This is a genomic window from Erwinia papayae (assembly GCF_058241465.1).
Genome location: NZ_JBZCHT010000009.1, coordinates 599,035 through 611,550 on the forward strand (window position 1 = coordinate 599,035; position 12,516 = coordinate 611,550).

A 12,516-nucleotide genomic window follows, 5' to 3' on the forward strand; every position below is an offset into this window, starting at 1 on the left:
ATTTAACGCGTTTTGAATTCTGTCGATTTTCCATTCCACATAAATGAAAAAAAGACAACCCGGTTATCCCTGAAACGAAATATCAGCCTGCAACTGCCAGCGGCGATAAAAACATGCTGATAAACGGCACATATCAGCGCAATTTTTGCTTGTCAGACGCCTCTTTTTCCCTGAGCCTGAAGAAAAAACAGGAGAGCAAACGTGGAGATCATTTTCTATCATCCTTCTTTCAATGCAGAAAAATGGTGCGAGGGGCTGCAACAGCGTCTGCCCCAGGCAAAGGTGCGTGTCTGGACTGCGGGTGACGATGCCCCCGCAGATTACGCGCTGGTGCGCCAGCCGCCAGTGGAGATGCTACAGGGGCGTCGTGGGCTGAAAAGCGTATTTGCTCTCGGCGCGGGCGTCGATGACATCCTGGGACAGTTACGTAACAACCCGCAGATGCTGCCGCCAGAGGTGCCGCTCTACCGGCTGGAAGATACCGGCATGGGCCGTCAGATGCAGGAATATACGGTGTATCATGTGCTCGGCTGGTTCCGCCGTTTTACCGAATATCAACAACAGAAAAATGAGGCGCACTGGCATCATCTGCACAATTATCAGCGCGATCAATTCACTGTCGGTATCCTCGGCGCAGGTGTGCTGGGACGCAGCGTGGCAGAAAGCCTGAAAATGTGGGGCTTCCCACTGCGTTGCTGGAGTCGTTCACCCAAGGATTTGCCCGGTGTCACCAGCTTCCACGGCGATGAGCAGCTCAGTAGCTTCCTCTCCGGCACGCAGGTGCTGATTAACCTGTTACCCAATACCCCGCAAACGGTGGGGATCCTCAACCGCCAGTTGCTGAGCCAGCTGAAACCGCAGAGCTTTTTACTGAATCTGGCCCGTGGTGCGCACCTGGTGGAGGCCGATTTACTGGCAGCCATTGCAGCCGGAGAGGTAAAAGCTGCGGCGCTTGATGTGTTTGTCCAGGAACCACTGCCGCAGGATCACCCGTTCTGGCAGCATCCGGCGATTGCCATCACGCCGCATAATGCCGCCGTTACCCTGCGCGATGAGGCCATTGACGCCATTGCCCACGCCATCAGACAGTGTGAAGCGGGAGAAATACCCGCCGGACGCGTGGATGTCGGACGCGGTTATTAAACAGTGACCGGCAGGCGGTGACTGCCAGCACAATTCAGGAGAAATGTATGTATCCCGTTGATCTTCATATGCATACCGTTGCCAGCACTCATGCCTACAGCACGCTGCGCGATTATGTACAGCAGGCGCAACAGTGTGGGGTCAGGTTACTGGCCATCACCGATCACGGTCCCGATATGGCCGATGCGCCACATTACTGGCACTTCGTTAACATGCGCATCTGGCCACGGCGGGTGGATGGCGTGGGCATTTTGCGCGGGATCGAAGCCAATATTAAAAATATTGCCGGAGATATTGACTGCACCGGACCGATGATGGACGTGATGGATATCGTGGTGGCAGGCTTCCATGAGCCGGTTTTTGCCCCATCCGATCGGGCGACGCACACCGCTGCGATGATTGCCGCGATGGCCAGTGGCAATGTGCATATCATCAGCCACCCGGGCAACCCAAAGTATCCCGTTGATATTCCGGCTGTGGCAGCCGCAGCCGCAAAATACAATGTGGCCTTAGAGCTGAATAACTCGTCGTTTACCCATTCGCGCCCCGGCAGTGAACCCAACTGTCGCCAGATTGTGGCTGCGGTGCGTGAGGCTGGTGGCTGGCTGGCGTTTGGTTCTGATTCTCACAACGCCTTTACCCTCGGCAACTTTGAGCACTGCCTGCGCATCGTCGCGGAGGTGGATTTTCCGCAGGATCGCATATTAAATGTCACTCCGCGCCGCCTGCTGGATTTTTTACAGCTGCGCACCGGTAAAACCATTACTGAATTTGCTGATATGTGACCCTGTCACCTACAGCCACTGACTGGACTGATTTGATGAATGAATTTTCCATTATCTGCCGCGTTCTGGGCTCTTTGTTTCACCGCCAGCCACAGGATCCGCTGCTGGTGCCGCTGTTTTCCATGTTGCGTGAAGGCAAACTGCAACAGCACTGGCCGCTGGAACAGGATGCACTGCTGATTCGCCTGCAACAGAACAGCGACCCGCTGACGCTGGCTGCTGATTACAATGCGCTGTTTGTCGGCAGCGACTGCCGCGTGTCGGCTTATGGCTCACAATGGGAAAGTGGTCCACAGGAAGACGAGGTCCGCGCTTTCTTACAGAGTCGCGGGATGCCTGTAACTGATTCACCAACCGACCATTTCGGTGCTCTGTTACTGGCCGCTTCCTGGCTGGAAGATCAGTCACAGGCTGATGAGTTTCAGGCGCAGATCATCCTGTTTGATGACTACCTGCTGCCCTGGTGCGGTGCGTTTCTCGGCAAGGTGGAAGCCCACGCAGAAACGGCATTCTACCGCACCCTTGCCTTGCTCAGCCGCGAAGCTATCCAGGCCATGCGTGATGAACTGGCGGAAGAGGCTGACCGCTGAGGTCGGGGCCGTCCTGTATTGCCCGGGCGGGCGGGGCGGGGAGCCTGTTTAGCCATTAATAATGAGGATATTTCAGTCATGAACACTGCTTCTCTGCCGCTGGCAATTATCCAACTGGAGGTGCCCCCGGATGCGGTAAAAACGCTCACCGGCGATCAGTATCACTGGTTTGTGGCCGCGCTTGGACTACAGCCCGATGAATATATCGTGGTCCGTCCCGATCTGGGCGATGCCTTACCCGATCCCGCCTGCGTGGCGGCGGCCATCCTGACCGGCTCCTGGGCGATGGTTACCGACCATGCCGACTGGAGTGAGCGCACTGCCGCGTGGGTCCGCAGCGCGGTTGAACACTCGCTACCGCTGCTGGGGGTCTGCTATGGCCATCAGCTGATGGCTTATGCGCTGGGCGAGGTAGCTGACAATCCCCGAGGCTGGGAAGGAGGATTACAGCAGCTGGTGGCCGATGCGGCGTGCAGGCAGGATCCCTTACTGGCACCGCTGCCGGAGCAGTTTACCGCCTGGCTTTCGCACCGCCAGTCGGTATTGCGTGCGCCGCAGGGCGCGCAGGTGCTGGCAAAATCGGCGCTGGATGATTGTCAAATAATTCGCTACAGCCCGTCTGCACTCTCTTTCCAGTTCCATCCGGAGTTCACCGCCGACATTATGGCTGCCTGCTCCTCCACGCCCCTGGCGGAGAGTCACTCTGAACCCGTCTGGCCGCGACGGATGTTGCAGGACTTCTGGCAACAACAATGTCAGCTGGATAAAACCGCCTGATTAATCTGCCAAAGCTGCGTCTGTAACGACGTCGCTTTGGCCGCCTCTCTTAACCGCTGTGCGCTGTTTCACACTTCGCTGTGAAATCGGCGGTCGACAGCGCATCCGATCACAGTTTCAGCATCGACAGCCTGACATTCTCCTGTGCTGTTCATTAATGTAAATTATTGGTTTAAATGTTGTTAATTTTCGTCGCGCAGTCACCTACAGGAGAACGATGATGCGTTATGCTTATCCGGGCAGCAAAGATTCCCTGATCACCCTTAAATCTCAGTACGGTAATTTCATCAACGGTGAATTTGTGCCGCCGGTTAACGGGGCCTGGTTCAGCAATACGTCGCCGGTTAACGGATCGGTTATCGGTGATTTTCCCCGCTCGGACCAGCAGGATGTGGAGCGGGCGCTGGATGCGGCCCATGCGGCAGCGGCGCAGTGGGGCAAAACCGCCGTACAGGCCCGTTCACTGATCCTGCTGAAAATTGCCGATCGTCTGGAAGAGAATCTGGAATATCTTGCGGTAAATGAAAGCTGGGATAACGGTAAGCCGGTGCGCGAAACCCTCGCCGCCGATCTGCCGCTGGCGGTGGACCATTTCCGCTATTTTGCCGGTTGCCTGCGGGCGCAGGAGGGGGCCGCTGCGGAAATAGATGAGTTCACTGCGGCTTACCACTTTCATGAGCCGTTGGGAGTGATAGGGCAGATTATTCCGTGGAATTTTCCCCTGCTGATGGCCGCGTGGAAGCTGGCTCCGGCACTGGCGGCGGGCAACTGTGTGGTACTGAAGCCCGCAGAGCAAACGCCGCTCTCCATCACTTTGTTTATCGAGCTGATCGCTGACCTGCTGCCCAACGGCGTGTTGAATATGGTACACGGTTTTGGCCGTGAAGCCGGTGAAGCGCTGGCCGCCAGCCCGCGTATCGCCAAAGTGGCCTTTACCGGTTCAACCCAAACCGGTGAACATATTCTGCAACTGGCGGCGAAGAATCTGATCCCCTCTACCGTTGAGCTGGGCGGCAAATCGCCCAACATCTTTTTTGAAGACATCATGCAGGCGGAACCTTCTTTTATTGAAAAAGCCGCAGAAGGCGTGGTGCTGGGTTTTCTCAATCAGGGCGAAATCTGTACCTGTCCGTCGCGGGCGCTGGTACAGGAGTCAGTCTACGAACCCTTTATGGCTGCTGTGCTGAAGCGCATGAAAAACATCAAACGCGGCGATCCGCTGGATACCGAAACCATGATTGGCGCGCAGGCTTCCCGCCAGCAGTTTGATAAAATCCTCTCTTATCTGGACATTGCCCGTCAGGAGGGCGCAGAAGTGCTGACCGGAGGCGGTACAGAATCGCTGGTCGGCGATCTGTCGGGTGGCTTCTATATTCAGCCCACCCTGTTGAAGGGCAACAACAGTATGCGCGTCTTTCGCGAGGAGATTTTCGGCCCGGTGGTCGGGGTGACCACCTTCCGGGATGAGGCGGAGGCCATCGCTATCGCCAATGACTCGATTTATGGCCTGGGTGCCGGCGTCTGGACGCGGGATATCAATCGTGCTTATCGGGTGGGGCGGGCGATCAAGGCCGGTCGGGTGTGGACCAACTGCTACCATCTCTATCCTGCTCATGCTGCATTCGGCGGCTATAAAAAATCGGGTATCGGGCGCGAAACGCACAAGATGATGCTGGATCACTATCAGCAGACCAAAAATCTGCTGGTCAGTTACAGCACCGAGCCGCTGGGCTTTTTCTGAGGGTAAACGGACGGGCTGTACGAAGGGTCGCCGTGAACAGGCGGGCGTCAGCCCGCTTTACGCGGCGTCAGCAGTCCGACAATTTCTGCTTCCGGCACCGCCTGTGAAAAATAAAAACCCTGCAACTGATTGCAGCCTGCCTCCGCCAGCGCGGCCATCTGGCTACGGGTTTCGACGCCTTCTGCCGTCACGGTCAGCCCCATTGCCTGTCCCAGCCTGACCATCGACTCCATAATAGCGCCGCCGTTGCCAGTGACGCCGAGTGACTGAGTGAAGGAGCGATCGATCTTAATTTTATCCACCGGAAAATGGCTCAGGTAGTTCAGGCTGGAATAGCCCGTGCCAAAGTCATCCAGCGCGATACGAAAACCGACCTGACGCAGCTGTGAAATGGTTTCCTGTGCCCCTTTTTCATCCTCAATCAGTACCCCTTCCGTAATCTCCAGTTCAATACGTGATGGCAGGGTTTTCTCCTGACGAATAATGGCGGTGGTGCGTTCAGCAAACCCGGCGGTGCGAAATTGCAGCGGTGAAACATTTATCGCGATGATCAGAACCGTCCACGCCAGCGACACCCGGCAGGCTTCCCGCAGCACCCACTTGCCAATCTGCATAATCAGTCCTGCCTCTTCCGCCGGCGGGATAAATTCGTTCGGCGCCATTTCGCCATACCGCGGGTGGTTCCAGCGGATCAGGGCTTCCAGCCCGACCACCCTCCGCCCGTCCATATCCAGCTGAGGCTGATAATAAACGGCCAGGTCCTGTTTGCTTTGCAGTGCGGCCCGCAGATCGGCCGCTACCTGCTGACGGGTTTTTACCGATTCATCCATTGCGGCGACAAACAGCCGGAACTGACCCCGTCCCTGACTTTTTGCTTCATACAGGGTGATATCGGCTTTACGCATCATCTCCGCTTTGTCGCTGGCGTCCTCTGGTGCCAGCGCGCCACCCCGATGCTGACGCCCGTCCAGACATCGTTGCCCAGCAGGGTAAAAGGACGGTTGATGGCATCAATGATTTTTTCACACAGCAGCTGCACGCTGTGCAGTGAATCAATCTGATTCACGATCACCACAAATTCATCACCACCCAGCCGCCCCACGGTATTGCCGTCATTAATCAGCTCGCCGAGACGGCGGCCCACCTCAATAATTAACTCATCCCCGGCGTGGTGGCCGTAAGTGTCGTTGATCAGTTTGAAACGGTCCAGGTCCAGTAACAGCAGGGCGACCTGCTGTTGCTGGCGCATCAACCCGGCCAGAGAGTGGGTCAGATTCTCTTCCACCAGCGCCCGGTTGGGCAGTCCGGTCAGCACGTCATGGAAAGCCAGATGCTGCGCCTGGGCTTCGCTGGCGCTCAGTTGCAACAACGACCGCGAAAGGCGCAGGGAAGAGATCCTCAGGCGGCGAAGCATCACCAGGCAAATCAGGGTGATAATCAGCACCACCACCGCTACCAGTGGCCGATAAAGTGCAACATCAGGGTGCCGGGTTTTTCCGGTTGCCAGGCCAGATAGCCCAGGGGACGGTTTTCTTTATCGGTCAGCAGCCAGTTGGCTCCGGCTTCAGCAGGGTGCCCACTGACGTAGCGCAGGTCGCTCAGCAGGCTGCGTCGTGAGAGCGAGAGCAGATAGCGGTCGTCGAGAAACTTCGCGCTTATCAGCATAAAAGCCTGCTCTGCGCTGCTGTCGCTACCGATAATGCCGATTGCCAGCGCGGCGGGGCGGTTATCTGTGCGGGTGAAGTCGACGATTTCGCGCAGCGTGTCGCCAGCCTTCAGCCGCCGCATCATTGCCTCAACCGGTTGCCGCAGATGAGTAAACTGCGCCACCGGCACATTGTTGCCGTTCTCCCAGCGATAGACGGGCTGGCCGCTGGCACCAACAATGTAAACCAGCTGATGCTCAAACATATCCGCCAGCCATGAACCGACGTTCTGATTAAACCAGGCGGTGTCTTGCGGCTCACTGAGCAGTTTTCGGGCCAGGGGAGGCTACAGCGCCAGACTGCGATGCTGTCTGGTCATTTCACTGAGGCTTTGTAAAATAGAAGTTTTGATAATCTGTTTTTGCTGCGCCAGCGCAACCGCATTACTTCTTGCTGTCGCCCAGCCAACGGTGTAGCTGGCGGCAACAAAGGTGATTAACAGGACCAGTACCAGCGGCAGAAGGATTTCACGAATAAAATGGCTGCGAAAACTGTTTGATATTCTCATGTTTTTTTTATACCTGTCCTGTCAGACTGCGCTACAGTCAACCCTCTTTCAGGCTGGCATAAATCTTATCACCGGTTTACCCGCTGGCTCTAGCAGGCAGATAAGGATGAGCATACAGGGATGGTAATATACAATTTTTCTTAACTAATAGGTGTGCGTTGTTTTCTTTTTAAATAAAAGAGAAATCATTAAAATGCTTTTTCTGTTTTCACCGTCATTGTGATAAATTTTTTCCGTTATGGCAGGCAGATGACAATCACACTCCAGAGTGAAGCGGTGAAACTGTAAATAAAAATTTTTATTTAGTGCTAAAACGGTAAAAAAAGGTAACCGGCAATAATAAAAATTAACTCCAGACAGTATCTGCTGCTGACAGCATTAAATCGAGTCTGTAACCCTGGTTATTTTAAATTGCACAGCATCGACGGCTATTTTTATCCGCCGTCGCTTTTGTGCATTTAAAAAGCATCCTGATGAGGGTATTCGTTACCAGGTTAATTCTTAAACAGTGAATACGTTTAGCTCAGGTTTAACTTTTGTCAGCGCTTAAACTGAACGGCAGTGGTAGCAATAATTTAATTTTATCTTGCTGTTATTTAACAGTTTATTTCCCTGCGAACCACATCAGGCTGCTTTCAGCAACACCAGTTTTTTTGTCACCCTGATTTGCTGTCTGACAGCAACAGGCTCCGGAGCTTATTACAAATGATCATTAAAAGGTTACACCTCGTTGAATTTTAAATCTGGCTTTTTAATTTAATCCATGACAGGTGAAAAAGAAAAAACCGGGCGTCAAAGGCGGCTATTTTAATGACAAAGTGTTGCTAATGATTTCTGCTTTGTAACTTCATTCTGACCGGCGTTTTTTTAAGATTATTGCCCAGGTGTAGTGCCAGTGACAATTTGTTAATCTGAAATAACAGCTCCAGCTATTTTATTAACAAAAGAAGAAATTATGTCGATTAAACGTAATGCGGTGGCGAATTATGTTGGTCAGCTCTATTCCACGCTGGCCGGAATTCTGGTGGTGCCGCTCTATATTCACCAGCTGGGAATGGAAATCTATGGCCTGATTGGCTTTTTCTCAATTCTGCTGACCTGGCTGCAATTGCTGGATGTGGGTATTTCCTCAACGTTGCTGCGTGAAGCGGCGCGCTACCGTGCCGATCGGCAACAAAACCCTTATTTCCCTGCGCTGTTCGCTACGCTGGGTAAATTTTTCCTGATTTCGTCAGCGGTGCTGGTGGTGCTGGGGTGGCTGGCTTCGCCGTGGATTGCATCACACTGGCTGCATGCCCGCACCATTCCTCACCAGGATCTGATCATTGCCGTGGCGGTGATGGTGCTGACCGCCGCAATCCGCTGGCGTACCGGGCCGTTTCGCAGTGTGATTGTTGGCTATGAACATCAGGTCTGGCTGAATGCGCTGAATGTCATTGTTATTACCCTGCGCACCTTTGCGGCGGTATTCGTCATCCGCTTTGCCAGCAACCCGGTGATATTTTTCTTCGGCTGGCAGCTGGTTATCTCCATAGCTGAGGCCGCCTGCTGTATCTGGAAGTCTTATCAACTGGTCCCCCGCAGCGCGCGCAGCGATAAGATGCCGGACCTGAACAGCGTGGTGAAGCCGTTTATCCGCTTTGCGCTCGGTGCGGCCTTTTCCAGCGCTATCTGGACCTTTATCTCGCAGATTGACCGCCTGGTCCTGTCGAAAACGCTGCCGTTATCAACCTATGGTGCTTTCACCGTGGTGGCGACGGCGGCAACCGGCATCGTGATGCTCAGCAGCCCGATTATTCAGGCGATTGTGCCGCGTATGACCGGAATGAAAACCAGCAGCGAGAAGGGCGACAGGCCGATGCTTGACCTTTACCGCTGGACCACCCAGGCGGTGAGCATCTTTATGGCTCCGCTCAGCATCACTATCGCCATGTATCCCACCCAGCTGATCTGGGCCTGGACGCAGAATGCCCAGATTGGCGAACAGATGTGGCTGGTCATGACGCTTTATGCGCTGGGGAGTGGTATTCAGGCTATCTGTGGCCTGCTGTACAACCTGCAATATGTCAGCGGCAATCTGTCCCTGCATATGAAAGGCTTCACTGTCTTTGCCATCGTACTGATCCCGCTGAATATTCTGGCTGCCATCTGGTACGGCGCGCTGGGAACCGGCGTGGTCTGGCTGGGGCAGAACATCTTTTATTTGCTGGTCTGGGCGCTGATTGTCCACCGCAAATTTGCGCCCAGAATCCATATCCCGTGGCTGACCCGCGACGTGATGTTGATTTGGGGTGTTTCGGCCTGTGTGGCCTTTCTCACGCTGTACATTCCCTTCGAATGGAATGTTAACCGCTGGATGAACCTGCTGTATCTGGGCGTCATTGGCTTTGTCAATCTGGCCATTTGTTGCCTGTTTCACAGCAAGGTTACCGGATACCTCAAAACCACAACCTTTGGTCGACTGAATTTTCGGGGGGAAAGATGAACACAGTTTATGGCCTGGTGCAGAAGCCGACCCTGTCGGTGATTATGCCTGTTTACAACGGGCGCAGGTATCTGGCAGAGGCGCTTGACTCGCTGCTTAAGCAGACTTCCGCACCGGAAGAGATAATCATCATTGATGATGGCTCGACCGATGGCACCGATCAACTGATTGAGGATTACTGCCAGCGCTATGGGCATATCAGGCTGTTACGCAATACCCATGCCGGGGTGAGTGCGGCCCGTAACAAAGGTCTGGAGGTGGCCAGCGGGGATTTTATCTACTTTATGGATGCCGATGATCTTGTCGCACCAACCCTGTTTGCCGATTTTATCCGCGAAAAACGGGTCTGCCCGCAGCTGGAACTGTATGGCTTCTCCGCCGAGATGTTCCCGGACGTTCCTGCCGAACAGCGCAAGTATACCCGCACGCACACCCGCGCCATGCAGGGGGAGTTCGCCGGGGGCAGCGAGATGCTGCGCAAACTGATTGCCAGTAACTCGGCGCACCGGGTGTTGTGGTCCAGCGTTATTTCTCGTGAATTAATCGAGCGCACGCACAGTGCGTTTCTGCCGGTGCAGAACCACGAAGACGCTCCCTTTATGTTTACGCTCTACCTGCAGGCCAGCCGGGTGTTTTTCACCGCGACCGCCTACTATTTCAAGCGTTATACCCAGAGTTCACTGTCGGTGAGCACCCGGGATTTTTCGTGGGTGAAAAACTATTTTATCGTGCGGGAAGGGACGGAGAATGCGCTGCGGGCAGCGGGCCTGCCGCTGGACAGCTACTACTTTCCGGTGATGAGCGGCTGTCTGATGATGGTGCGAAAACACCGTATGGTGGTGCCGAAGGAGTATCAGCTGCCGTTAAATACGCTGGCGCGGCAGATTACCCGCCACAGCCTGCGCATGAGCCTGGTCTGGTATTGCCACCCGTTGTACAGCGGCCTGACCTGGTTTCGTAAAAAGCTGTCGGGGTTCAGTGCCTGATGACGGATCTGGGGGTATCAGCAGTGTGGTGATACCGCCTGCCAGCTGATGGGCAAAAAGGGCGATAACTTGGCTCGCAGGCCTGCGCATTCTGTGCCGTCGTCGCAATAAGGGGCGGGGAAAGATTGTCACCCGGCGTGCAGAGGTATAGTGTTAGCCCTCTCCTTTTTTTACTCCGGCGCTCAGCCGCCGGAGTTGTGTCGCTAAAACGAGGTTGTTTTGTCCAGTTATTCTCCAGGTTTACGCCCACGCCGTCTGCGTCAGACGCCTTCCCTGCGTTCGATGTTTCAGGAAACCACTCTCAGCCTGAATGACCTGGCTCTGCCGATTTTTGTTGAAGAGGAGCTTGATGATTACAAAGCGATTCAGGCGATGCCGGGCGTACTGCGTATTCCCGAAAAGCGTCTGGCATATGAAATCGAGCGTATTGCCAGAGCAGGTATCCGCGCGGTAATGACTTTTGGTATTTCACATCACACCGATGCCGATGGCAGTGACACCTGGCAGGAGAACGGTCTGGTTTCGCGCATGGCGCGTATCTGTAAACAGACGGTGCCGGAAATGATCGTCATGTCCGATACCTGCTTTTGCGAATATACCAGCCACGGCCACTGCGGCGTGCTGCATGAGCACGGGGTGGACAATGATGCCACGCTGGTCAATCTGGGCCGACAGGCGGTGGCCGCTGCTCATGCCGGTGCCGACTTTATCGCACCGTCGGCGGCGATGGACGGGCAGGTGGCGGCGATCCGCCATGCGCTGGATCAGGCCGGATTCACCGATACCGCCATCATGTCCTACTCTACCAAGTTCGCCTCTTCTTTTTATGGTCCTTTCCGTGAAGCCGCAGGAACATCGCTGAAAGGCGACCGCAAAACCTACCAGATGAATCCGATGAACCGCCGCGAGGCAATCCGCGAATCCTTAATCGATCAGGCTGAAGGTGCGGATTCGCTGATGGTCAAGCCTGCCGGCGCCTACCTGGATATTATCCGTGAGCTGCGCGATCGTACCGAGCTGCCGCTGGCGGCTTATCAGGTGAGCGGTGAGTATGCGATGATCAAATTCGCCGCGCAGGCGGGGGCGATCGACGAGCGGCAGGTGGTGCTGGAGAGCCTGGGCGCAATCAAACGCGCCGGTGCAGATTTGATTTTCAGCTACTTCGCGCTGGATCTGGCAGAGCAAAAACTGTTGTAACGCCTGCGGGCAGGGGCGGCAGTCAACGCCGCCGCGTCTGCCCGGTTATTGCCACAGAGGGCTATTCCCTCACTTCTGCAATCCACTTTATCGAAGCGATATTGGTAAAGTTCGCCACGTCAGCGACGATTTCATCAACATGCCCGCTCATTCCCTGCTGCAACGCTTCCTCCGACCGGCACAGCAGATGACAGGCGGCCACAAAGGGCGCGGCAGAGCCATCCGGCATGGCGGTGATCCTGTCAATCGTGTACGAGAGCAGCTTGTCGCCCATTCTGGCTTTGATCAGCGGCAGATGGACGTCACGATAATAGTCGTGGTCAAAGGTGCCGTTGGCGGTGTGGGGATAAAGTACGCTGTATCTGATCAAAGTGGTTCCTCAGCTGTTGGTTGGCGTAAAGGCATCGCGCGCAAGGCGCTTTCCGCGACACAATTATAGCCATCAGCCAGCACATTTCCTGCCGGGAGGGCTGCCTGCGCACGGTCTGTTAAGGAAAGGGGGCGGCTATTTATTGCATTGACGGGTGCAATTTTTGCGACTGATTCTGCACGGGCCGAATGCTATATCTGCTCTCTCTTTTCTGAACCTGTGGAATAA

13 protein-coding genes are annotated in these 12,516 nt (G+C 54.9%); 8 read left to right on the top strand and 5 right to left on the bottom strand.

Translation table 11 applies throughout. The features are described 5' to 3' along the window. Positions 1–201 precede the first annotated feature (201 nt). The 5 genes from ghrA (at position 202) to exaC (ending at position 5,036) form a co-directional block, all read left to right on the top strand. Positions 202–1,143 carry a glyoxylate/hydroxypyruvate reductase GhrA gene (gene ghrA, locus AC3RPL_RS07535; protein ID WP_490739516.1) on the top strand — a complete coding sequence of 314 codons (942 nt, stop codon included), beginning with the start codon at positions 202–204 and terminating at the stop codon, positions 1,141–1,143. 47 nt (positions 1,144–1,190) lie between these two features. Further along, positions 1,191–1,928 carry a phosphatase gene (locus tag AC3RPL_RS07540; RefSeq protein WP_490739517.1) on the top strand — a complete coding sequence of 246 codons (738 nt, stop codon included), beginning with the start codon at positions 1,191–1,193 and terminating at the stop codon, positions 1,926–1,928. 35 nt (positions 1,929–1,963) lie between these two features. After that, positions 1,964–2,518 carry a TorD/DmsD family molecular chaperone gene (locus tag AC3RPL_RS07545; protein ID WP_490739518.1) on the top strand — a complete coding sequence of 185 codons (555 nt, stop codon included), beginning with the start codon at positions 1,964–1,966 and terminating at the stop codon, positions 2,516–2,518. A gap of 78 nt (positions 2,519–2,596) precedes the next feature. Next, positions 2,597–3,295, top strand: coding sequence for a glutamine amidotransferase (locus AC3RPL_RS07550; RefSeq protein WP_490739519.1), 699 nt, complete (start codon positions 2,597–2,599; stop codon positions 3,293–3,295). Between the two features lie 220 nt (positions 3,296–3,515). Further along, a complete protein-coding gene (gene exaC / locus AC3RPL_RS07555) occupies positions 3,516–5,036 on the top strand; it encodes an acetaldehyde dehydrogenase ExaC (RefSeq protein WP_490740652.1) in 1,521 nt (506 codons plus the stop codon). A 47-nt stretch (positions 5,037–5,083) separates the two neighbouring features. Here exaC and AC3RPL_RS07560 read toward each other — a convergent pair whose 3' ends face one another. The 4 genes from AC3RPL_RS07560 to AC3RPL_RS07575 form a co-directional block, all read right to left on the bottom strand. After that, positions 5,084–5,941 carry a putative bifunctional diguanylate cyclase/phosphodiesterase gene (locus AC3RPL_RS07560; protein ID WP_490739520.1) on the bottom strand — a complete coding sequence of 286 codons (858 nt, stop codon included), beginning with the start codon at positions 5,939–5,941 and terminating at the stop codon, positions 5,084–5,086. Continuing rightward, positions 5,941–6,483, bottom strand: coding sequence for a diguanylate cyclase domain-containing protein (locus AC3RPL_RS07565; protein WP_490739521.1), 543 nt, complete (start codon positions 6,481–6,483; stop codon positions 5,941–5,943). The genes AC3RPL_RS07560 and AC3RPL_RS07565 overlap by 1 nt, the downstream gene beginning before the upstream one ends. A 5-nt stretch (positions 6,484–6,488) precedes the next feature. After that, complete coding sequence (locus tag AC3RPL_RS07570) at positions 6,489–6,947, bottom strand: CHASE4 domain-containing protein (protein WP_490739522.1); 459 nt, start codon at positions 6,945–6,947, stop codon at positions 6,489–6,491. An 81-nt stretch (positions 6,948–7,028) separates the two neighbouring features. Further along, complete coding sequence (locus AC3RPL_RS07575) at positions 7,029–7,250, bottom strand: hypothetical protein (RefSeq protein ID WP_490739523.1); 222 nt, start codon at positions 7,248–7,250, stop codon at positions 7,029–7,031. A gap of 955 nt (positions 7,251–8,205) precedes the next feature. Here AC3RPL_RS07575 and AC3RPL_RS07580 point away from each other — a divergent pair. The 3 genes from AC3RPL_RS07580 to hemB all read left to right on the top strand — a co-directional run bounded on the left by AC3RPL_RS07580 (position 8,206) and on the right by hemB (position 11,918). Next, positions 8,206–9,735, top strand: coding sequence for a lipopolysaccharide biosynthesis protein (locus AC3RPL_RS07580; protein ID WP_490739524.1), 1,530 nt, complete (start codon positions 8,206–8,208; stop codon positions 9,733–9,735). Further along, a complete protein-coding gene (locus tag AC3RPL_RS07585; protein WP_490739525.1) occupies positions 9,732–10,721 on the top strand; it encodes a glycosyltransferase in 990 nt (329 codons plus the stop codon). Before AC3RPL_RS07580 ends, AC3RPL_RS07585 begins: the two co-directional genes overlap by 4 nt. A 219-nt stretch (positions 10,722–10,940) precedes the next feature. Beyond that, positions 10,941–11,918 (top strand): porphobilinogen synthase, encoded by a 978-nt coding sequence (gene hemB, locus AC3RPL_RS07590; protein ID WP_367167120.1) that lies wholly within the window; start codon positions 10,941–10,943, stop codon positions 11,916–11,918. A 61-nt stretch (positions 11,919–11,979) separates the two neighbouring features. On the opposite strand, the gene AC3RPL_RS07595 is transcribed toward hemB, so the two are convergent. Then, positions 11,980–12,288: an EthD family reductase gene (locus AC3RPL_RS07595; protein ID WP_261640396.1), complete on the bottom strand. Its 309-nt coding sequence runs from the start codon at positions 12,286–12,288 to the stop codon at positions 11,980–11,982. Positions 12,289–12,516 lie beyond the last annotated feature (228 nt).